At 70.8% G+C, this 18,237-nt stretch carries 20 protein-coding genes, 1 tRNA gene and 2 pseudogenes; 17 read left to right on the top strand and 6 right to left on the bottom strand.

The window, feature by feature from the left end:
* Window positions 1-199, bottom strand: a pseudogene (locus tag B056_RS42955) (IS630 family transposase); the annotation flags it as partial.
* On the opposite strand from B056_RS42955, the gene B056_RS45430 reads away from it, so the two are divergent.
* The 3 genes from B056_RS45430 to B056_RS42960 all read left to right on the top strand — a co-directional run bounded on the left by B056_RS45430 (window position 167) and on the right by B056_RS42960 (window position 1,541).
* Window positions 167-496, top strand: a complete 330-nt coding sequence (locus B056_RS45430; protein WP_268258383.1) for an alpha/beta fold hydrolase — start codon at window positions 167-169, stop codon at window positions 494-496. The pseudogene B056_RS42955 and the gene B056_RS45430 sit on opposite strands and share 33 nt — an antisense overlap.
* Window positions 497-558: 62 nt before the next feature.
* The gene (locus tag B056_RS37435) at window positions 559-1,416 is read left to right on the top strand and encodes a hypothetical protein (RefSeq protein ID WP_051105700.1); all 858 of its coding nucleotides are present in this window, start codon (window positions 559-561) and stop codon (window positions 1,414-1,416) included.
* Window positions 1,404-1,541 carry a hypothetical protein gene (locus tag B056_RS42960; protein ID WP_018503853.1) on the top strand — a complete coding sequence of 46 codons (138 nt, stop codon included), beginning with the start codon at window positions 1,404-1,406 and terminating at the stop codon, window positions 1,539-1,541. Before B056_RS37435 ends, B056_RS42960 begins: the two co-directional genes overlap by 13 nt.
* A gap of 170 nt (window positions 1,542-1,711) precedes the next feature.
* On the opposite strand, the gene B056_RS0121125 is transcribed toward B056_RS42960, so the two are convergent.
* Both B056_RS0121125 and B056_RS0121130 read right to left on the bottom strand, forming a co-directional pair.
* Entirely contained in the window at window positions 1,712-3,178 is a 1,467-nt protein-coding gene (locus B056_RS0121125; RefSeq protein WP_018503854.1) for a HAMP domain-containing histidine kinase, read from the bottom strand.
* A 205-nt stretch (window positions 3,179-3,383) separates the two neighbouring features.
* Complete coding sequence (locus tag B056_RS0121130) at window positions 3,384-3,818, bottom strand: response regulator (RefSeq protein WP_018503855.1); 435 nt, start codon at window positions 3,816-3,818, stop codon at window positions 3,384-3,386.
* Between the two features lie 466 nt (window positions 3,819-4,284).
* Here B056_RS0121130 and B056_RS37440 point away from each other — a divergent pair, with 466 nt between their 5' ends.
* Together B056_RS37440 and B056_RS0121140 are read left to right on the top strand one after the other, a co-directional pair.
* Complete coding sequence (locus B056_RS37440; protein ID WP_018503856.1) at window positions 4,285-5,238, top strand: alpha/beta fold hydrolase; 954 nt, start codon at window positions 4,285-4,287, stop codon at window positions 5,236-5,238.
* Window positions 5,239-5,264: 26 nt separating this feature from the next.
* Window positions 5,265-5,999, top strand: coding sequence for a DUF72 domain-containing protein (locus B056_RS0121140; RefSeq protein WP_018503857.1), 735 nt, complete (start codon window positions 5,265-5,267; stop codon window positions 5,997-5,999).
* A 59-nt stretch (window positions 6,000-6,058) separates the two neighbouring features.
* Here B056_RS0121140 and B056_RS0121145 read toward each other — a convergent pair whose 3' ends face one another.
* Window positions 6,059-7,066, bottom strand: a complete 1,008-nt coding sequence (locus B056_RS0121145) for a YihY/virulence factor BrkB family protein (RefSeq protein WP_018503858.1) — start codon at window positions 7,064-7,066, stop codon at window positions 6,059-6,061.
* 263 nt (window positions 7,067-7,329) lie between these two features.
* On the opposite strand from B056_RS0121145, the pseudogene B056_RS0121150 reads away from it, so the two are divergent.
* A pseudogene (locus tag B056_RS0121150) lies at window positions 7,330-7,665 on the top strand (hypothetical protein); the annotation flags it as partial.
* Window positions 7,666-7,710: 45 nt separating this feature from the next.
* The gene (locus tag B056_RS0121155) at window positions 7,711-8,223 is read left to right on the top strand and encodes a DUF6328 family protein (protein WP_018503860.1); all 513 of its coding nucleotides are present in this window, start codon (window positions 7,711-7,713) and stop codon (window positions 8,221-8,223) included.
* On the opposite strand, the gene B056_RS0121160 is transcribed toward B056_RS0121155, so the two are convergent.
* Entirely contained in the window at window positions 8,220-9,188 is a 969-nt protein-coding gene (locus B056_RS0121160) for a TIGR03557 family F420-dependent LLM class oxidoreductase (RefSeq protein WP_018503861.1), read from the bottom strand. The two genes, B056_RS0121155 and B056_RS0121160, sit on opposite strands and share 4 nt — an antisense overlap.
* 933 nt (window positions 9,189-10,121) lie before the next feature.
* On the opposite strand from B056_RS0121160, the gene gvpO reads away from it, so the two are divergent.
* The 10 genes from gvpO (at window position 10,122) to B056_RS0121210 (ending at window position 16,285) form a co-directional block, all read left to right on the top strand.
* Window positions 10,122-10,382, top strand: a complete 261-nt coding sequence (gvpO, locus tag B056_RS37445) for a gas vesicle protein GvpO (RefSeq protein WP_018503862.1) — start codon at window positions 10,122-10,124, stop codon at window positions 10,380-10,382.
* 78 nt (window positions 10,383-10,460) lie between these two features.
* The gene (locus B056_RS0121170) at window positions 10,461-10,985 is read left to right on the top strand and encodes a gas vesicle protein (RefSeq protein WP_026239956.1); all 525 of its coding nucleotides are present in this window, start codon (window positions 10,461-10,463) and stop codon (window positions 10,983-10,985) included.
* A 255-nt stretch (window positions 10,986-11,240) separates the two neighbouring features.
* Window positions 11,241-12,335 carry a GvpL/GvpF family gas vesicle protein gene (locus tag B056_RS0121175; RefSeq protein ID WP_018503864.1) on the top strand — a complete coding sequence of 365 codons (1,095 nt, stop codon included), beginning with the start codon at window positions 11,241-11,243 and terminating at the stop codon, window positions 12,333-12,335.
* On the top strand, window positions 12,328-12,603 hold the full coding sequence (locus tag B056_RS0121180; RefSeq protein ID WP_018503865.1) for a gas vesicle protein: 276 nt from the start codon (window positions 12,328-12,330) through the stop codon (window positions 12,601-12,603). The genes B056_RS0121175 and B056_RS0121180 overlap by 8 nt, the downstream gene beginning before the upstream one ends.
* Entirely contained in the window at window positions 12,600-13,007 is a 408-nt protein-coding gene (gene gvpK, locus B056_RS0121185) for a gas vesicle protein GvpK (protein ID WP_018503866.1), read from the top strand. Before B056_RS0121180 ends, gvpK begins: the two co-directional genes overlap by 4 nt.
* Window positions 13,004-13,435, top strand: a complete 432-nt coding sequence (locus B056_RS0121190; RefSeq protein ID WP_020572624.1) for a gas vesicle structural protein GvpA — start codon at window positions 13,004-13,006, stop codon at window positions 13,433-13,435. Before gvpK ends, B056_RS0121190 begins: the two co-directional genes overlap by 4 nt.
* Window positions 13,436-13,438: 3 nt before the next feature.
* Entirely contained in the window at window positions 13,439-14,266 is an 828-nt protein-coding gene (locus tag B056_RS0121195) for a GvpL/GvpF family gas vesicle protein (protein WP_018503868.1), read from the top strand.
* Window positions 14,267-14,298: 32 nt separating this feature from the next.
* The gene (locus tag B056_RS0121200) at window positions 14,299-15,018 is read left to right on the top strand and encodes a hypothetical protein (protein WP_018503869.1); all 720 of its coding nucleotides are present in this window, start codon (window positions 14,299-14,301) and stop codon (window positions 15,016-15,018) included.
* Complete coding sequence (locus B056_RS37450; protein WP_018503870.1) at window positions 15,015-15,872, top strand: SRPBCC family protein; 858 nt, start codon at window positions 15,015-15,017, stop codon at window positions 15,870-15,872. Before B056_RS0121200 ends, B056_RS37450 begins: the two co-directional genes overlap by 4 nt.
* Window positions 15,873-16,211: 339 nt before the next feature.
* Window positions 16,212-16,285 (top strand) — tRNA-Met (locus tag B056_RS0121210).
* Window positions 16,286-16,555: 270 nt separating this feature from the next.
* Here B056_RS0121210 and B056_RS39605 read toward each other — a convergent pair.
* A complete protein-coding gene (locus B056_RS39605) occupies window positions 16,556-18,106 on the bottom strand; it encodes a hypothetical protein (protein ID WP_018503871.1) in 1,551 nt (516 codons plus the stop codon).
* Window positions 18,107-18,237: the final 131 nt, after the last annotated feature.

Consider the following 18,237-nt stretch of genomic DNA (forward strand, 5'->3'; position numbering starts at 1 on the left):
TGTGGATCACGTCGCGGACCCGGTCCTCGGACGTGAACGTCACCTCCGCGATCTTGCCTGGGGTCATGGCCTGCGCGGAGAGCAGGATCATCTGCGCCCGCCGCCACGTCACCACCGACCCCGACGAACGGCGCACGATCCGCAACAGCCGCTGCCCCTCGTCCGGATCGATCTCCCGGACCCCCACCCGTTCCGCCACACCACAGATCATCAGCCGGACAGCCAGGCCTCTGCGGGACCCGACCCGGCGCGCCCTCACAACGGGCAAACCTTCACGGATGCGGCACTAGCTCGGATCACCGCGCCGACCCTGGTGGTCAACGGCCGCCGCGACATCATGATCCCGACGATCAACTCCTACCTCCTGGCCCAGCACCTCCCGAACGCCCAGCTCATCGTCTACCCCGACTCCGGCCACGGGTCGATCTTCCAGTACCCCGACCTGTTCGTCAGCCAGGCGGCCCGGTTCCTCGACGCCGACCAGCCCTTCAGCTGAGGTCCCCACTCCCGCCGGGCCCAGGCGCGCACGCGAACCGTCCAAGAGGAAGGAAAAGCGGCATGGACCCGCTGCTCGAATCTGTCCTTGAAGCACACGGCGGCCGGCAACGCTGGGCAGAGATCTCCACCCTGACGGCACGGCTGGCGGTGGGCGGCCCGTTCTGGGGGATACGCGGTTTTCCCGACGCATTCCTCGACGAAACGCTGACCATCGCCATCGCCACCCGGAACGCCGCTCTCACGCCGTGGACGGCACCCGACCACACCCTGGTCGCGGACCTCACCCACGACCGGGTCACGCTGCGCGGCGCGGACGGTTCCCTCGTCGAGAAACGGGACACCCCGCGCCCGTCCTATGCCGGGTACGACCTCTACTCTCCCTGGGACCGACTTCAGGTCGGCTACTTCCTGGGCTACGCGATGTGGAACTACCTCACCACGCCGCATCTGCTGACCCACCCGGGCATGGTGTCCCGCGAGATCCAGCCGTGGGACGAGAACGGCCAGCACTGGCGCAGGCTGCAGGTCACCTTCCCCGCCACCGTTCCCACCCACACCGCCGAGCAGGTGTTCTACTTCGACGCCGACGGCCTGCTGCGCCGCCTCGACTACACGGTCGACGTCAACGCGAACGCCACCGTGGCGCACTACACCGACGGCCACAGGACCTTCGAGGGGCTCGTCTTCCCCACCCGCCGCCGGGTCTACCCCCGCAGGCCCGACCGCACCCGGATCGGTCCCTTCCCGGCCCGGACGGCTGCGCCATCGCCATCGACCTCCACGACATCGCCCTCGTCTGAGTCCGCATCGGACGGCCGGCTCCCGGCCGGAGCGATCGCCACGATCGGCCCGGCCGGGGAACACAAGGTGCCCGCCGAGGTCAGGCCTCGGGATGGGAAACGAACATGGACGACGTAGGCCAGGAGTACTTCGGCGGTCCGGCCGGTGACAGCCACGGCACCGCCGCCGACCGGCCGCCGCTGGTTCTCCCGCACGGCCTGAGCTATGACCGGCACCAGCGGCTCCGCCACCTCGCGAACTGACGGCCAGCGGCCCCGGCAGGCGTGTCGCCCGCTTCGATCTGCCCGGGCACGGGCGCTCGCCGCGGTGGGAGTCCTACCACCTGGACGAGACAGCCAGGGCCTGCACACGGCCGTGACGGAGGCCGGCCTCGATACGCCTGTCGTCGTGGGCCACTCCCTCGGCGGCCTTTTCAGGTCGCCGGGAGCGTGAACCACATTCGGGTGCCGTCGGAGTACTGGTCGTCGATCCCTATCCGTCCACCGTGGTACTCGACGATCTTCTTGCACATGGCGAGGCCGATACCGGTGCCGGGATACTCGTCCCGGGCGTGCAGGCGCTGGAAAATGACAAAAACGCGGTCAGCGTACTGTGGTTCGATTCCTATTCCGTTGTCGGTCACGGTGATCCGCCAGAGATCACCGTCACGATCAGCACCGACGTGCACGGTCGGAGCCCGGTCGGGGTGGCGGAACTTGATGGCGTTGCCGAGCAGGTTCGTCAGCAGCATTTCCAGCTGTGCGGCATTTCCGGTCACCGCGGGCAACGGGTCGCGGGTCAACCGTGCCCCGGCCTCACGGGCGGCGAGGTCGAGGCTGTCCGCCGCGCCGCCGTAGACCCGGTCGAGCTCCACGGCCCGCATGGGCTCGTCCCCGCGGCCGACCCGGGAGAAGGCGAGCAGGTCCTGGATCAGTTTCTGCATCCGGGTCGCGCCGTCGATCACGAAGCCGATGTACTGGTCGGCGCGGTCGTCGAGCTGACCGGTGTAGCGACGCTGGAGAAGCTGACAGAAGCTGACGACCTTGCGTAGTGGTTCCTGCAGGTCATGGGAGGCGACGTAGGCGAACTGCTCCAGGTCGGTGTTGGACCTGCGCAGGTCCTCGGCCTGGGCGTCGATGCGGCGGCGCGCCTGTTCGGAGGCGTCCAGGGCGTCGACGAGCCGGCTGCGCATCAGCTCCACCGTCGCCGCCAGCGCCTGGATGTCCGCCGGGCCACTGCTGCGGATCGCATGGTCGAAATCCCCCGCCGCGACCCGCTCGGCGTCGTCGGCGAGCCGCCCGAGCGGGCTCGACACCGCCCGCCGCAGTCCGACGAACATCAGGAGCGCGACCGCGAGGATCACGGCCGCGATCGCGCCGAAGGTCCAGTTCCGCTGGGTCCGCACGCGGATCAGATCAGAACGTGCCTGCAGACGGGAGGTGGTCAGGTGGTCCTGCAACGCGCCGCTCGCCGCGCGCAACGCGTCGAACGCCGACTTGCCGACGCCGGCCCGCTCCGTCGCGAACGCCACCGGCGCCCCCGGCGGCGTGGCGACGACCGTGTCGGCATACGTACGGCGCCACGTACCGGCGCGTTCCAGGAGCGTGTCGAGGGTGGGCGTCGGGTCACCGTCGGCCGCCAGCAGCCGGCGCAGTTCGCGCACCGCGTCGTCCTGCGCACGGATCCCGAGACGGTACGGCTCGAGAAACTCGGTGCGCCCGGTCATCCCGTAACCACGGACTCCGGTCTCCTGACTCACCAACGCCGCGTCCAGCCGCACCCCCGCGATCAACGCCGGCGTGCTGCGGTCGACCAGCCGGCTGTTCACCGAGGTCGCGTGCGTCAGCAACCACGTCCCCAGCACCCCGAGCGCGATCAGAACGACCAGCGTGGCGCCCACCCCGGCCGACAACCACCGGCCGGTCGTCCATTTGGATGTCTTCGTCAGACCGGCACGGTTCGTCGGTGCCCGAGTTTCCGTCCTGCCCGCCTCACCGGATACGGCCTGCCCCGACACCGCTACCTCCACCGCGTCATCCTCGCCTCGGACCGCACCGCCGACGCTACGGGACAACACAGGCGTTACGGACGGCGGGCCGGCACGGTCAATGCCCGGCGAGCCGGACCAGATCAAGGTAGAAGTCGTCGATGGACTGGACCGCGCGCAGGAAGGCGTCGAGATCCTGGGGTTTGCAGACGTAGGCGTTGGCGTGCAGGTCGTAACTGCTCGCCACGTCACTCGGCGCGTCCGAGGTCGTGAGCACCACCACGGGGATGCCCCGCAGCGCCGGATCGGCCTTGATCGCGGCGAGGGCCTCCCGGCCGTCCATCCGCGGCATGTTCAGATCCAGGATGATCAGATCGGGCCGCCGGTGGGCCGGATCACGGAGGTATTTCAGCGCCTCAACACCGTCACCGACGGTATGCAGGGTCTGCCCGAGCCCCCGGGCGAGGAACGCCTCGGCCACGAGCATCGCGTCACCGGGATCGTCCTCGGCGAGGAGGACATCGTAGGGACGACTCGGCGCGGCGGCAGCCATCAGGCAGGTATCTCCACAACATCCCGTGCGCACATCCAGTCCCCCGCGCGCGGGGACCATCGTCGCACAGCGACACCGTCCGAAACGAGACTGTCGCCCGATCAAGACATGTCCGTGGAACATGTGACCTCACCAGCACAACAGGGCCGTGGCACAGCAGCGCCGCGCGACGAGACGTGCACCCGTGGGGACCGGCGTAGGCGCGCCGGAGGGTTCTCGCCTGAATTTCGCCGCGCCCTCCGGTCGTTCCGTCACCAGACCTGATCGCTTATCAGCCGTCATAAGGGGCACAAGGGGCTTTGTCGGCAGACGAAAAGGGGGGACCGTGGGCCTCGTCACCCGAGACGCGCGCAGGGCCGCCGTCCTGTCCGACGTGCGGCTCTCCGCTGCCCGCGGGGCACGGTGTCCAGGGCGGGCGCGACGCCCGGCGGTCGGACCATCCCGGGTCGCTCCGTCCAGCCCGCGGGTGACCACGGTGATCGCCTCCGACGGGGTGCCCCTACATGTCACCGAGAACGGGCCGCCCGACGCGGCGCTGACCCTCGTGTTCGTGCACGGCTTCTGCATGACCGCGGACGCCTGGTCCGCCCCGCGCCAGAACCTCGCCGACCTGGGGCGCACGGTCTGCTATGACCAGCGCGCGCACGGCCGGTCGGGCCCGTCGGACGCCGGGCACTGCACCCTCGCGCAGCTCGCCGACGACCTGCTCCGGGTCCTCGACGACCGGGTGCCGACCGGCCCGATCGCCCTGGTCGGTCATTCGATGGGCGGGATGACCATCCTCGGGCTGGCCGAAACGCACCCGGAGCTGTTCGGTGACCGGATCGTCGCCGTGGCCCTGCTGTCCACGAGCGCGGGTGGGCTGGCCCGGTCACTGCTCGGGCTGCCGGCCCTGGTCGCCACCGCGGCGCGCCGGGCGCTGCCCGGTGTGGCCGCCGCGATGCGGCACTCCCCGTCCGTGCTGGAACGGTCCCGCTGGCGTGGCAGCCGCCTGTCGAGGGCGCTCACCCGACGACTCGGTTTCGGCACGACGCGCGTCCCGGACGACGTGGTCGACCGCCTCGAGAAGATGATCGCGGACACGCCGATGCCCGTGGTCGGCGCGTTCCTGCGCACGCTGCTCGACCACGACCGGCTGGCGGCGGCGGGTGTGCTGCGAGACGTCCCCACGCTGCTTCTCGTCGGCGACGCCGACCTCATGACCCCCCTGGAGCACAGCCAGGCGCTGGCCGAGGCCGTGCCGGCCGCGGAGCTGTCCGTCGAGGCGGGAGCCGGCCACGCGGTGATCCTGGAACGCCCCAACGCGGTCAGCGCCCGCATCCGCGAGCTGATCGACCGGGCGTCACCAGGCCGGCGACCTGGTCCGCGGCCGGCTACGCGGCCATGGGCCACCGCCGCCGCCGGAGACCGACCGCGCTGAGAGCCGAGGAGAAGAAAGGAAGCGGTATGGGTGCGCGGGCGCACATCGGTACGTCTGGCTGGAGTTACGACCACTGGACCGGCGTGCTGTACCCGCCCGGCACACCGGCGCGTCGACGCCTGGAGATCTACACCCGGGCCTTCGAGACCGTGGAGCTCAACGCCAGCTTCTACCGCTGGCCGTCGAACGCCGCCTTCCAGCGGCTGCGCTCACGGCTCCCCGAAGGATTCCGGCTCTCCGTGAAGGCGGCACGCGGGCTCACCCACGGGAAACGCCTGCGGGAACCGGAGATCTGGGTCGACCGGATCGCCGCCGGCTGGCACGAGCTGGCTGACCGGCGGGCCGTACTCCTGGTGCAGCTGGCCCCCGGCCAGGCCCGTGACGACGCGCGGCTGGAGTACTTCCTCGGCCGGCTCCCCCGGTGGATGCGGGTGGCCGTGGAGTTCCGGCACCCCAGCTGGCATGACGAGCCGGTGTTCGAGATCCTGGGTCGGCGTCAGGCGGCGTACTGCGTGATGAGCGGGGCCGACCTGCCCTGCGTTCTGCGGGCGACGGCCCCGTTCGTCTACGTCCGGCTGCACGGCCCCGACCGGCGGAATCTGTACGGCGGCTCCTACAGCGAGCACGACCTCCGCTGGTGGGCGGACCGGGTGGGTGAATGGCTGGAAGCCGGCCACGAGACCTACGTCTACTTCAACAACGACGGCGGTGGGCACGCCGTCGACAACGCCCGTCGGCTGCGGGAGATCCTCGGTCGCTGACTCCTGCCCGGCGGGCCGGTTTCAGGACTGTTTCCGCCCATGAGGCCCACTCCCGGGTGTCAGGCCGGCTCCCGGGTGTCAGGCCGATCTTCCGTGCCGGTTGGGGAGTGTGGCCAGGTGCGGGTGTCGCGGGGCTCCGCGTAGGGCTCCTCGTCCGCCGGCAGGCCACCGGCGACGGCACGTTCCCGGGCGATCTCGGCGTCGAACTCCAGACCGAGCAGGATCGCCAGATTGGACAGCCACAGCCAGACCAGGAAGATGATGACTCCGGCGAGAGTCCCGTAGGTCTTGTTGTACGACCCGGAATTCGCCACGTACAACGCGAAACCAGCGGACGCCGCGAGCCAGATGACGACGGCGAGGACGCTGCCTGGAGTCAGCCAGCGAAAGCCACGCACCCGCACGTTGGGCGCCGACCAGTACAGCAGAGCGATCATGATGATCACCAGCAGGACCAGCACCGGCCACTTCGCGTATGACCAGGCGGTCAACGCCGCCCCGCCGAGGCCGAGCGCCTTGCCCGCCTGATCCGCGAGACCGCCGGAGAAGACGACGATGACCGCGCTCGCCGCGAGCAGCACCATGAGCATCACCGTCACCGCCAGTCGCAGCGGCAGGACCTTCCACACCGGACGTCCCTCGGGAATGTCGTAAACGACATTGGCGGCACGGATGAACGCGGCGATGTAACCGGACGCGGACCACAGCGCCCCGGCCAGACCGACAACGGCCAGGACGCCGCCGGCACCGGCGGTGTCACGGATTCCGTTCACCGCGTTGCGCAGAATGTCCCGGGCGGAACCGGGGGTGAGCTGCTCCATGTTGCTCAGGATGCTGTCGGTCGCGGACCTCCCGACCACGCCGAGCAGCGACACCAGAACCAGCAGCGCGGGGAAGATCGCCAGAACGCCGTAGTAGGTCAGTGCGGCCGCGCGGTCCGGCAGCTCGTCGACCTGGAACTCCTTGGCCGTGCGCCGCAGCGCCATGAACCAGGAGCGGGGCCGCAGCTCGGTGAGCCGGTCCGGCTCCGCCGCCCGGACCGCCTCGTCCGGGCCGGTGCCCAGCATCGGCTCCGCGCCACGCCGACGCCGACGCCGTTTCCAGCTCGCAACCATAATCTGGTTTTTGCCAGCTCGGAGCCTACAAATCCTCTTCCGTGCCGGCTTCTGCCGTCTCGCGCTCAGACGTCGGCTCACCGCGGTGTCTCTCCGCGGTGTCTCTCCGCGGCCGTTCAGGGCACGGGATCGCGGCACGGACGGCAGCGGCGGGCAGGTCCGACCTTCGGAGATCCGCGAGAGGCACCGTCGATCAGGCGCGCGTTTTGCCCTCGACGCCTGTCTCGGGCAGCGCCGACAACCGGTACGCCCGCCACCTGCGGTTCCGCGGCGACATGCGCGGGTCGTTGTCGGGCACGCCGGCGGCCATGGGCCCGGGCGTGCCGGACGCGATCGGACCGGCCTGGGACGAGGCGCTGACCGCCGACCGACCGGCCGTCCTCGACATCCGCCGTGACCCCGACGTTCTCCCGATCCCCCCGCATGCCACGTTCGACCAGCCGGTCAGCACCGCCAAGGCCGTCCTGCACGGTGACGAGAACGTCCGGGGCTTCGTCCGCCAGGGCGCGAAGGACAAGTTCACCCAGCTTCGCCCCGGCGCGAAAAACTGACGTGGATCGCCGTCAGGTACCCGAAGAGGGAGGTACTGTGCGGCGATGACGGAGGACGGGGCACCTGACGGGGCCGCCGCCGAGCGAGCCCGCGACGAGACCCCGGCCGAACGGACCGACCGTAACTGGGGCGAGCTGCTTCAGGAGTTGCGCGTAGCGCAGACCGGTGTGCAGCTGCTGACCGCGTTCCTCCTTTCACTGCCGTTCCAGCAGCGGTTCACGACGCTGAACCACGAGCAGCGTTCGCTGTACCTGGTCATCGTCCTGCTGTCGGCTGGTGCCACCGGACTGCTCGTGATGCCGGTCAGCATTCACCGAGCCGTGTTCGGCCGCCGGGAGAAGGGGACTCTGGTCCGCGTCGCGAGCCGGGTCGCCCAGGTGGGTCTCGCCCTGCTCGCGCTGGCCCTCGCCGGCGTCGTGGCACTGATCTTCGACGTCGTCGAAGGACGTACGGCCGCGATCGCCGCCGGTACCGCGGCTCTCGCGCTGCTGGTGATCCTGTGGGCCGTCGTCCCGGCGGCCCTCCGGCTGCGCGGCCGCCGGGACGACGGCCGTTAGGCGGTCGTGGCCAGGGCCCGCAGCGGCGACGCCAACGTCGAGCGGAAGAAGTCGAAGAAGCCGTCCGGGTCGGGGCCGGCGTTCATCAGGACCAGGTGGTCGAAGCCGGAGTCGGTGAACTCGCGGGCGGCTGCCAGATGCCGTGCCGGGTCGGGGCCGCAGGCGAACCGGCCTCGCACGTCCTCCTCGGTGACCGTCGTCGTCGCGGCGGCGAAGTTGACCGGGTTGGGCAGCTCGCTCATGACCTTCCAGCCGGTCAGCGCCCATCGGTTGGTCGCGTGTACCGCCTTGGCCGCCGTCGCCTCGTCCACCGCGTAGGCCAGCGGAACCTCGGCGTAGCGCGCCCCCCTCCCGCCCGCGGCCACATAGCCGTCGACGATCCCGGACTTCGGCTCGGTGGCGAACAGGGCACCGCCGCACTCGGCGGCCAACCGAACCGACGGCCCGCCGCTGGCGGCTACGGCGATCTCCGGCAGCGGGTCAGGCAGATCGAACACCCGCGCGTCCTCCAACTGGAGGTAACGCCCGTCATAGGACTGGTACCCACCCCGCCACAGCAGCCGGATGATCTCGACGGCTTCCCGCAGCATCGCGTGCCGCCTGGCCACGGCGGGGAACCCACGCCCGACGACATGTTCGTTGAGGCGTTCCCCCGACCCCAGCCCCAGTGTGAAACGACCGTCGGACACGAGGGCGACGGTCGCCGCCGCCTGCGCGACCACCGCCGGGTGGTACCGGATCGTCGGGCACGTCACGCCGGTCACCAGCCCGACCCGGTCGGTGCGCTCGGCGATCGAACCGAGCATCGTCCACGTGAACGCCGAATGCCCCTGGTTGTCCAACCACGGGTGGAAGTGGTCGCTCAGCTCCACGAAGTCGAAGCCGGCCTCCTCAGCCGCGACCGCCTGACGAATGATCTCCCTGGGACCGAAAGCCTCGGTCGCCAGCTTGTAGCCGACCCGCATCTTTTTCTCCTTTCCGTCAGTCCGTTCCTTTCCCTCAGTCCGTTCCTTTCCGTCGGTCCGTTCCTTTCCGTCGGTCCGTCAGCCGCGGGTCGGATTGAGAACGACCTTGGTCCAGCCGTCCTCGCGGTCGTCGAGGTGGCGGTAGGCATCGGGCGCGTCCGCGAGTCCCAGGTTGTGGGAGACCAGGAACGACGGGTGGCCTTTCCGGCGGCGATGAGGGTGATCCGCGCGAGCACGTCCGTCGGCCCCCGATCCGGGCGTCCGGCACCTGTTCGACGGTTACCTGCCACGGCCCCTGATACACCAGTGCACGCATGAGATGTCCCTCATCCCGGTGTGGTCGTCCCCAACCGTCGATGCCCTACCCGGCATCGGGCCCCTCATCCGGCCCGGCTGGCCGGGTTTCGGCCCCGGCGGCCGAGGCGCACCTGATGCCGTGATGCCGTGCGCAGACCCTCACCGTTGATCGACGGCATAATCGACGGCATATCGGTGCTCCTGACCCGGGTCGGCGGAAGTGTGGTCGCGCGGGGCGGCGGCCGGCCCTGCCGGAGCAGAGCGACGTCGCCGCCCGTCCGGCCTCCTCCGAGATCTCACCGAAAGTGGGCATGAGGTAGCCGCGTCCCCGTTCACCGATCCGGGCCGGCACCGCCCCGAAGGGGGCCAGAGCCGCGGGCCGCACTCGCGGCACGGGGGCAGGAAACACCCGAACCTCGGGAAACGCCCGAACCGCCATCCAAGGATAATCCGGCCAGTATCCGGAGGAGGAATCCCTCACGGGCCGCCGGTTTGCGGCGGCTTCCGCTGGGCATTGCGGCCACACGGAGGAATTCTCGTCGGCCGCCACCATGAACCCGAGAAGCGGCCGACAGACCACATGTAGGTGTCATGCCACACGACGATTCGGCCGATGACGAAGGACGAACGCGGCAGATGGCCGGAAATGACGGACTCGCCGCTGTCGTCAGCCGTTCACTGGCGGAGTTCGGAACTCTCGTGGGGCAGGATCCCGAGCGGGTCACCGGGGCACGCCGGACGGACTCCGGATGGTCGTTACTGGTCGATATCACCGAGCTGGAGCGCATCCCGTCGACGACCAGCGTGCTCGCCACCTACCGGCTCGACGTCGACGAGAGGGGCTGCCTGGTGGGTTATGAGCGGCTGCGGAGGTTCGTGCGCGGCGCCACCGACTGAGCACGTGGCACGTAGCACGTCCGAGACGGGTCGATAAGCCGGAGACTCGGCACGGCGGAATTCGGAAGAACGTGAGCCATGACGGTCGATCGCGGTTCTCTTGCCGGTCCCCCTCGGTTACGCGCGTTGAGCGGGCCGCGCTCGGACTCTCTCGCCGATGTGCTGGAGAGAGTTCTCGACAAGGGAGTCGTGATCGTCGGCGACATCGTCATCAGCGTTCTCGACGTCGAGCTACTCACGCTCAAACTGCGGCTTTTCATCGCATCAGCCGACACCGCGCGCGAAATGGGTCTGGACTGGTGGACCACCGACCCCTTCTACAGCCGTGAGGCGCGATCGCTGCAGCAGGAGAAGGAGCGGGAACTACGCGACGACACCATGCGGGCGCTCCATGCGGAGAACGAGGAACTGCGCTCCAGACTCGCCGTTCTCGAGAGCTCGGTGCGGGAGCGCCTTCCGGGACGGGAGGCGGCCGCGGTCGAATCCGGGGCAGAGCCGTCCACCGGAGCCCCGGTGGACGTTGCCGCCCGCCGCGACGAGGCACGGCCGTTCTGGGCACAGGACGCGGAACGGAGGCATGACGGTGGCCCCGGAAGACGCTGACTTCGGCAGCCTCGACGAACTGGCGGTCCAGCTCGCGCCGGGCGTCCTGGACGATGCTGTGGCTGAGGCCCGCGAAGCCGTGCGTGGGCGACTCGCCCGACTCCTGGCGCGGGAGATCACCAGAGCCGCCCGCGAGCGGGGGGTGGCGAGCGCGACGGGCTCCTCGCCGGCGGGCTCCTCGCCGGCGGGAGCGGGCCGGCGGGAGCGGGCCGGCGGGAGCGCGGTGAGCACCGCCGGGCCCACCGCGACGGCCCGGTGCCAGCCGGCCACGACGGCCCCGGGCCGGGCGGCCGCGAGGGGCGGTCGCCCGGGGGCGTCGAGCGCGCCCAGGTGCTCTACGCCTATGGGATCGTCCCCGCCGGTACCGACGTTTCGGGACTGCCAGGCCTCACCGAGGGGACTACTGTCCGTGCCGTCACTCGCGGCCAGGCCGCGCTCGTGGTCTCGACCATCGACCCGGGGCTGCTGCGAGACGTCGAGGAGGACCTGTCGGAGACGGGACGTCTCGCCACCCTGGCCCGCGGCCACGATCAGGTCCTGCGGGAACTGCAGGATCTCGCGCCCGTGCTGCCGCTTCGGTTCGGAACCGTCCTCCCCGGCGAGAGCCAGGCAGCCGTCGTCCTCGACGATCCCCACACCGAGCTGCCGCGCGCCCTCGACGCGCTCCGCGACGCGCGCGAGTGGGGATTCCGGATCGACGCCGCGGGACCGGCCGAATCCCCCACGAGCGACGTCCCGCGGTCCACAGGCGCGGGCGAGTCGACCAGGGCCACGCCTGCGCGGCGCCCGCCCCGCGCGGCGGGCGCCGCGCAGGCGGGGAAAACCGCTCGTCCGGGTGCGGGCACCGCGTACCTCTCGGCCCGCCGGGACGAGCTGCGCGAGGAGGAGCGACGACGCGAGGAGACAGCCCGGCTGGTCGAGTGGACGCACCGGGAGCTGCTCGTCCACGCGCGTGACGTGGCCCGCCGTCCTGGCCGGCCGGACAGGGTCTTCGACTGCGCTTACCTCGTCGACCGCGACGAAGAGGAGGGATTTCTCGACACGGCGGAGCGGCTGGGTCCGCCGCTGGAGGAGGCCGGGTACGTCGCCGCGGTGACCGGGCCGTGGCCGCCCTACTCCTTCGTCCAGCTGACACTGGGCGGGGACGGCGGGAGCGGCTCCGACCGCGGGTCGGGTTCCGCCGAGGCGGGCCCGACGGAAGCGCCCCGCGCGACAGCGACCCCCGCGACAGCGACCCGCGCGGGGACGACCCGCGTCGCGGCGGAAGCGGCGCCCGTCCGGTTCTCCGTCCCGACCGGGGATCGGCCGGGTGACGATCCAGAGTTCGAACCGGGTGAGGAGCGTGACTGATCAAAGATTCGTCCCGACACCGCGGTACCGGGGCGGTGGCGTCGACGGTACCCGGCGGCGGCCGGGGGACCGCCCGGGAGGGCGGCCCGCCCGCGACTCGGCTCAGCCGCTCGCGGACCTGCTGGACAGGCTGGTCGACACCGGCGCGGTCGTCAGCGGCGACGTGGTCGTCGCCCTCGCCGGCGTGGACCTCCTGAGGATCGATCTTCGCCTGCTTCTGGTAGGCGTCCAGACCGCGCTCGAGGGAACCGGCGAGGTCTGGCCATGACGACCGTCGGGCGCGATGACGACCGGCGCCTGCGGCTCGACGCGGACCCGCAGGACGTGGGGCGCGGGCTTGGCCAGCTCGTGGTGGTCGTCCTGGAACTGCTACGCGAGGTGCTGGAACGACAGGCCATCCGCCGGATGGAGGGCGGGGGGCTGACCGCCGCGCAGATCGACGACCTCGGCCACGCGCTGCTGGAGATTCGCGCCAGCCTGGTACAGGTCCGTGAGTCGCTGGGCCTGTCGGCGCAGGAGACCGAAGCCGCCTTCGCGCGTGCCGGCCGGCTCCTGGCCGCGGACGACGAGCGGGACAACACCAGAACCAGATCAGCCGTCCCGGAGACGGGTGGGCCCAGGGCAACCGTCCGAAGGCCGGACCTCCAGGAGAAGGCGAGGACAGCGCCATGACCGTCGCCAGCTATCCCATGGGACGGGCGCCCAGGCCGAGTGGACTCGCCGACGTCCTCGACGTCGTACTCGACAAGGGCATCGTCATCGACGCCTACGTGCGCGTCGCCCTGGTGGGCATCGAGATCCTCACCATCGACGCGCGCATCGTGATCGCCAGCGTCGACACCTACCTCCGGTTCGCCGAAGCCGTGAACCGGTTGGACATCCAGCCCAAAGAACAGGTGGCAGGGCTGCCGGGGCTCATGCGCGAGGTCACCGACAGCTCGTCCCGGCACCGCGTCAAGGGAGCCCTGGGCGGGATCAAGGAAACCGCCGAGGACGTCGCCGAGGCGCTGCGCGGATCGTCCTCCTCCGGCCAGGACAGGCGCGGGATGCCTGCCGAGCGGTTCGCGCCCGCCGAGCGCCGCGGGGGCCGGGAGGGGTGAGGCATGCCTGTCGTGCTGTACGGAATCGTCCGGGCAGACCATCCCCTCCCGGACCCGGACGCGGACCCGGACGCGGCGCTCGGCATCGGCCATCCGCGCGCGCCACTGCGGCTGGTGCGTTCAGGCCCCCTCGCCGCGGTCGTCAGCGGGACGGCGGACATCGGCGAGCTCGGAGAACAGGAGGCCGTCCGACACCTGGAGATCCTCCAGCGGCTGCTCGTCGACGGCCCGGTGCTGCCGGTACGGCTGGGAACGGTAGCGCCGGACGACGGCGCCGTCCGGACGGAGGTACTCGAACCGGTCCGTGACAGCCTTCCCGAGCAGCTGGACGCGATCGACGGTCTGGTCGAGCTGCATGTCGACGTCGAAGAGACGGAACAGACCGAGCTCGCGGAGGTGGTGGCCGCCACCTCGCTGGCCCACGCCCCGCCCCCGAAGGACCTGGACGGCCGGATCCAGCTGGGGCAACAGATCGCGGAACTCGTCGTCGCGCGCCGCACGGAACAGGCACGGGCGATTCTGGACGAGCTGCGCCCGCTGGCACACGCGGACCGGCCACGCAGGCACCACGGGGGGCCGGAGGATCCCGCTCTCAGCTGGGCGTTCCTCGTCCCCGCCGACGCACTGGCCGACTTCGACGCCGCTGTGGAGCGGATCCGGGTGACCCGTCCGCACCTGACCGTCGAGTACGTCGGGCCGCTGCCCGCGGTCGACTTCGTCGAGTTCCCCGCCCGAGTACTCACCGAAGCCCGCGAGGCCGCCGCGGACGGTGGCTCCTTCGGCGGGTCGGGCCGATGGGGCTGGGGCGAGGACAGAACCGGGGCCGGCTGACCGAGCAAGGCCCGGGAGAGAGAGGAGCCTCGATGATCAACATCAAATGTGCCCTGGCGCTCGCGGGAGGTTATGTCCTCGGCCGGACGAAAAAGGCCAAGGCAGCCATCGGCCTGGGGCTGTGGATCTCCGGTCGCAACTATCACGCGAAGGACGTCGTGCGCGACCAGGTGGTCCGGCTGTTGCGCTCCGCGGACGGCGAACAGCTGATCAACCAGATCAGGGGGCCGGCCACGGAAGCCGGCCGGCGCGCCGCGGTGGCGGTGTACGAGGCCCAGATCGGTCGACTCTCCGATGCGCTGACCAAGCGCACGGAACGGCTGACGGCGACGCTGGGCGACTCGGAGAAGGTCGTCCGGGACTCAGAGAAGGTCGTCCGGGACTCGGAGAAGGTCGTCCGGGAGGGAGCCGAGGCCGCCACCGAAGGCGTCGAAGGCCTCGTCGGTGCTGTGACGCCCGGCAAGCCCCGTGATCGCGAAGGCGGCGGTCGGCCGTCCTCGGAACGCGCCGACGAACGTGGCCCGGGCGGCGACGGCCCGGTAGACGAGGACCACGCTGAAACACAGAACGCCACCGGCCACGACAGGACGGAAGCGGGCCGCGCGGCCGATCAGGACGACAGCGACGAGGGCGGGACGGAGCCCGCCGCCGAGCGGCGGGTCCCGGACAGGTCCGCCGGACCGCGCCGGGACACCGGCCGCGAACCACTCGAGCGGGCGGCGCGGGGATCCACCGGTGGAGGTGCGCGATGACCCGGACGACGGAGCAACCGCGCAGCCTGATCGGCACCCTCCTGCGCAGTCCGGCGAGCAAGAAGCTCGCCGACCAGGCGGGAGACCTGGCGAAGGCGGGCGGCAGCCGGCTGGTCGGGCGGGTCAGTGAGCGACTCACCTCCAGCACGGACAAACTCAACGGTCTCAGCGACTCCGGCGGGCGGATCTCGTCGCTCGCCGAGGGCGCCGGGAGACTGGTCGAGGGCCAGTCTCCGCTGAAGGCGGCGGCCGGGACGATCATGTCGAACGTCAAGGACAAGGTGAAGGGGGTCTTCGGCGCGGCCAAGGGAAAGGCCGGTGGGAAGAGCGGGCCGCCCAAGGCGATGAACATCGAGGAGTCGGTGGACATCGGCGTACCGGTGTCGGTCGCCTACGACCAGTGGACGCAGTACCCCGAGTTCGCCAAGTTCATGAAAGGCGTCGAGGCGGTCGAGGCCAAGAGCGAGACCGAGCAGAACTGGCGGGTCAAGGTTTTCAAGTCCCGGCGCAGCTGGCAGGCGAAGGTCACCGAGCAGATCCCCGACCGCCGGATCGTCTGGACATCCGAGGGAGCGAAGGGCTCGGTCAAGGGCGCCGTCACCTTCCACCCGCTCGCCGACGACCTGACGCGCGTGCTGCTGGCGATGGAGTACTACCCCAGCGGATTCATGGAGAAGACCGGCAACCTCTGGCGCGCCGGTGGGCGACGGGCCCGGCTGGATCTGAAGCACTTCCGCCGCTTCGTCATGTTCAGTGGGGAGGCCACCGGCTCCTGGCGGGGCGAGATCCGGGACGGAGAGGTCGTTCACTCCCCGGACGAGGACCGATCCGAACCCCGCGAAACCCGGGAGTGAGGTGAGACCCGTTCTTCGGACGCAGCTCCAGGGAGGGCCGGATCGCCTCCGGGTCGGAGAAGTCGGCGTCGAGGTAGGACGTCTGTCCTCCCTGTGAGCTGGCGAGCAGGGCTCGGGCGTGACCAGCACGATGGGATCGTTGTCGATGTAGCGCCAGAGGTCCCACCAGCCGGCGGGCAGGCCGGGTGCCGATAGGCAGGGGACGCCGAGGTGGCGATGCACCCAGGCGCGGCAGGACAGGGGAGCACGAGGTACCGGGCCGACCGCGGTGGCCGAAAAACCAGTCGGCCCACTCGTTTGACATCTGACCTCAGTGCCCCTGTATAGTAAAAGATACGACGCGGGGTGGAGCAGCTCGGTAGCTCGCTGGGCTCATAACCCAGAGGTCACAGGTTCAAATCCTGTCCCCGCTACTAGAAATCACTTCTCCCCGGAAACCGCGGTTTCCGGGGAGAAGTTTTTTGTGTGTTGTTTTTCGGGTTCGGAGCGGTCTCGGTGGGCAGCCCGGAACTGACCGGGTCGATGGAGCCGATCAGGCCGCCGCTCTACCGGCACCACAGGTGCTGGTCGCCCGCCCAGCGCAAGCAGGTCCTCGTGTGTGCCCTGTCAAACGATGTGATCGCCGTCGAGGACGACGATCCGGCCCAGGGTCGGCAGAGTCGGCGGTCGGGGCGCGATGGCGATTACGTTCCGGCTCGCGCAGAGGTTCTCCAACGCCCTCTGGCCCAGCGAACCCCCGCGGTGAGCGCGACGGCGGCGGCGCCCAGGACATATCCACCGGGTCGGGCGTAGGTGTCGGAGATGACCAGGTTCCGGAAGAGAGCCATGTACAGCACGTACGGCCCGATGGCGACCGCGATCCATTCGAGGCGGCCGGCGAGCACGGCCAGCACGGCGAGCAGCACCGCGTACCAGGGCTGGGCCGGCGTGGCGACGAGAAAGGCCGTCCCGACCAGCCACAGGGCCGCGCGTTCCACGGGTATCCGGGTCGGGTCGGTGCGCCACACCGCGAGGGCCGTCGCGGCGATCATCAGCGCGGCGGCCGTCTTCGTCGCCGTCCCGGTCAGGCCCACCAGGCCGAGCAGCAGGAAACGGTGTCCTTCCGCGTAGCCCTCGACCGACAGGTACTGGGGCAGGAATCCCAGCACGTCGGTGCCGACCACGGCGACATGCGGCAGGTAGGACAGACCGACGACCGCGGCGGCCGCACCGATGACGACGGGGCGGCGCCGCGCGGCGGCGGGCAGCAGGAGCGCGGGGTAGAGCTTGACCGCCACGGCGGCTCCCAGCAGTGCCCCGGCCGCGACCGCGACCCGCCGCGACGGACGCGACCGGAACGTCCGCGCGTCGTCTCGCTCCCGGTCGCCCGCGCCGCCGCCCGCCGGGGGACCGGTCCCGGCTGGGGCTCCTCCCCCGTCGATCGGCCCGGCCCGCGCTCGGGCGAGCAGCGCCAGCCCGGCGACGACGGCGAGTACGGCGAGCACGTCGACATGGGCGTCCATGCCGACGTCGAGTCCGGCCGCCGGCCCCCAGGCGTAGACGGCGGCCAGGCCCGGGGGGTGGCCGAACAGGGGAAGCACCCGGATCAGCAGGAGGGTCAGCAGCAGCGACAGCACGGCGGCGTACATCTGGATCTTGTTCTCCCGGGGTGGACCGGGCAGGTAGTGCACGGCCGCGAAGTAGGCCTGGGCGACCGGCGGGTAGATCGTGTGGGCCGTCGGATAGTTGATCCTCGTGCACCCGGGGCGGCGTCCGAGGTCGGCGCAGCCCGCTGGATCGGGCCACAGCCAGCGGTCCCGCAGCGGTGCCAGTTCCCTGGAGTCGGTGGCGTGGCGATACGGGTCGATGCCCGCGCTGGACACTTTTCCGTCCCAGGCGTAGCGGTAGAGGTCGTCGCTCATGCGCGGGCCGGACGTGAGCGCCAGGGCGTGCACCGCCACGGCACCGACCAGCAGCAACACGGTCAGGGCGCGCCCCGGCGCCATCCGCGCCAGCACGGCGACCGCGGCCAGGGCCACCGCCCACCAGCCGAGGACGAGGTAGAGAACAGCCGGCCCGCCGGGCAGCGGCCCCGGCCGCGTCATCACCGCGACTTCGAGGCCCAGGACGCCGGCCAGCAGAACACCCGCCCCGGACAACCGCAGGCGGCTGGATCGCGGCCCGCGCGCGTGGGCGCGCGCCGAGAGCTCGTCGCGCGTGGTGTCACGGCGGGTGACGCGGGAACTGGCGACCATGGGGCGAGCCTGCCGCCTCAGGACCGTCCAGAGACGGTGCCGCCCGGGACATCCGCGAATCGTAAGGAGACGATCAGGGATCTCGCGGGATCCGTCCCCTTACTGTCCGTGCGTGGAACCACGCGTCAGGA

It is taken from the genome of Parafrankia discariae (genome assembly GCF_000373365.1).
Classification (GTDB): Bacteria; Actinomycetota; Actinomycetes; order Frankiales; family Frankiaceae; genus Parafrankia; species Parafrankia discariae.

Excerpts from the sequence above, each read along its gene's own strand:
- B056_RS0121200 (WP_018503869.1), top strand. The coding sequence starts at position 14,299 with ATGATCAACATCAAATGTGCCCTGGCGCTCGCGGGAGGTTATGTCCTC.
- B056_RS37435 (WP_051105700.1), top strand. The coding sequence starts at position 559 with ATGGACCCGCTGCTCGAATCTGTCCTTGAAGCACACGGCGGCCGGCAA.
- B056_RS39605 (WP_018503871.1), bottom strand. The coding sequence starts at position 18,106 with ATGGTCGCCAGTTCCCGCGTCACCCGCCGTGACACCACGCGCGACGAG.
- B056_RS0121140 (WP_018503857.1), top strand. The coding sequence starts at position 5,265 with ATGGGTGCGCGGGCGCACATCGGTACGTCTGGCTGGAGTTACGACCAC.
- B056_RS42960 (WP_018503853.1), top strand. The coding sequence starts at position 1,404 with ATGGACGACGTAGGCCAGGAGTACTTCGGCGGTCCGGCCGGTGACAGC.
- B056_RS0121155 (WP_018503860.1), top strand. The coding sequence starts at position 7,711 with ATGACGGAGGACGGGGCACCTGACGGGGCCGCCGCCGAGCGAGCCCGC.
- B056_RS0121190 (WP_020572624.1), top strand. The coding sequence starts at position 13,004 with ATGACCGTCGCCAGCTATCCCATGGGACGGGCGCCCAGGCCGAGTGGA.
- B056_RS0121145 (WP_018503858.1), bottom strand. The coding sequence starts at position 7,066 with ATGCTGGGCACCGGCCCGGACGAGGCGGTCCGGGCGGCGGAGCCGGAC.
- B056_RS0121195 (WP_018503868.1), top strand. The coding sequence starts at position 13,439 with ATGCCTGTCGTGCTGTACGGAATCGTCCGGGCAGACCATCCCCTCCCG.
- B056_RS0121160 (WP_018503861.1), bottom strand. The coding sequence starts at position 9,188 with ATGCGGGTCGGCTACAAGCTGGCGACCGAGGCTTTCGGTCCCAGGGAG.
- B056_RS37450 (WP_018503870.1), top strand. The coding sequence starts at position 15,015 with ATGACCCGGACGACGGAGCAACCGCGCAGCCTGATCGGCACCCTCCTG.
- B056_RS0121130 (WP_018503855.1), bottom strand. The coding sequence starts at position 3,818 with ATGGCTGCCGCCGCGCCGAGTCGTCCCTACGATGTCCTCCTCGCCGAG.
- gvpO (WP_018503862.1), top strand. The coding sequence starts at position 10,122 with ATGGCCGGAAATGACGGACTCGCCGCTGTCGTCAGCCGTTCACTGGCG.
- gvpK (WP_018503866.1), top strand. The coding sequence starts at position 12,600 with ATGACGACCGTCGGGCGCGATGACGACCGGCGCCTGCGGCTCGACGCG.
- B056_RS0121170 (WP_026239956.1), top strand. The coding sequence starts at position 10,461 with ATGACGGTCGATCGCGGTTCTCTTGCCGGTCCCCCTCGGTTACGCGCG.